The sequence below is a fragment of the Corynebacterium sp. MSK012 genome, assembly GCF_030232435.1.
Taxonomy (GTDB): domain Bacteria; phylum Actinomycetota; class Actinomycetes; order Mycobacteriales; family Mycobacteriaceae; genus Corynebacterium; species Corynebacterium jeikeium_D.
Map to the genome: position 1 here is coordinate 1 of NZ_JASPJU010000025.1, position 1,411 is coordinate 1,411.

Genomic DNA, 1,411 nt, shown 5'->3' on the forward strand with positions numbered 1-1,411 from the left:
GGGTTAAGTAGCAAAAAGTGTGTCCGCTCGGCGTGTTGCGGGGCGGGCACACCGTTTGTTACTTCATGGGGCCTTTTCTGATTCCTATCGAGTGTTCGTACTCGGTTGGGATAGCGTTGTCGTAGAAGGCTGGTCGGCCTGTTTCATGGTCGGCTTTGTTGTGGTCTTCTTCGACAAGATCGTTGACTTTGGCGAGTTGATCTTGGCCGAAATTGCACTGCCTGGCGATCTTTAATGGGTCGTCAGGCAGTTGCGTTTTCGAGTGCAGGTACCACTCGAGCATTTTTCGTTGGCGTTCCCCGGACCTGCCGCGATGCGCGTCGGCGATGCGTTTGAGCCCGGCGTTGATGCCGCCTTCCAGACTGTTTGTCGTTGAAGCCCAGCGTTGAGGCTCAAGCGCATTCGGTGGTGGCTGCAGGTAGGTAAACAGCCATCCTTTCCGTGAGAGGTGCAGCAGGGAGTTGTATGCCTTGCGAACTCGCAGATGGGTCCATTCCCACTGGTTGTTGAGTGTGCGGCGCTCTTTTGACACGGGCGTTTTCTCGTTGAGGAATGCTTTGAATACCTGTCCGAAGTCGTGCAGACGCAGCGTCCACTCCCGTGCCTGGTCGAGTGTGGTGATACGGGTCAGTTTCAACGCCAGGGCGTAGATGGCTTTGCCGGCGTCGGTGCGTGGTCGTGATGTGGTGTAGCGGCGGATGACGCGTTGCGCATGGACGAGGCATCGTTGGATTATCGCGTTCGGCCAGCAGGCTTTAATCGCAGTAAGTGCGCCTTGTCCGCCGTCGAGGACGACGCAGAGCGGCTCAGCGATTTTGCGGAGTAGCTGCGTGTAGGCGTGGGCGGTTTCGTGTTTGGTCCAGTGCCATGCGATGACGTGGTCGTGGCTGGCTGCGACGAGCAAGCATCCGGCGGCGGTGTAGGTACCGTCGATGAAGATCTGGTCGTAGATGCGCTGTGGGTCACCGTCGTTGGGGATGTCGATGAGCCAGAACGGTTTGAATCGGCGGTCAAGTGTCCAACGGCTTACCCCTTGTTGCTGGGCGAGTTCAGACAACGTTGCTGTGGAGGTGGCATAAGAGACGAAGGCTTTAAAGTCGCGGGTCTGCGTGCGGTCGGTGCGGGTTCGTGTCGTGGAACTGCCGCAGTTCGGGTCCTTGCATCGCCACCTGGTTGTGCCTTTAGAAGTGGTTCCGTTTTTCTTCATTTGCCCAGCGCATATCGGGCATCGTGGTCTGTTTTTACTCACCCGGAAAGCACACCAACCCCCGATTAGCACATGCGGGTGCCATTCCGGTGGATTGAACACTAATCGGGCGGATATAAGGTCTTGATGCTTATATCCGCCCGATTTACCCAGCCTAATCAGCAGTAATGCTGAAAGTCAGACACACTTTTTGCTACTTAACCC

At 56.5% G+C, this 1,411-nt stretch carries 1 protein-coding gene; it reads right to left on the bottom strand.

Annotation, left to right across the window (positions count from 1 at the left end):
• Positions 1-58: 58 nt before the first annotated feature.
• On the bottom strand, positions 59-1,249 hold the full coding sequence (locus QP977_RS10955) for an IS1249 family transposase (protein ID WP_162838042.1): 1,191 nt from the start codon (positions 1,247-1,249) through the stop codon (positions 59-61).
• Positions 1,250-1,411 lie beyond the last annotated feature (162 nt).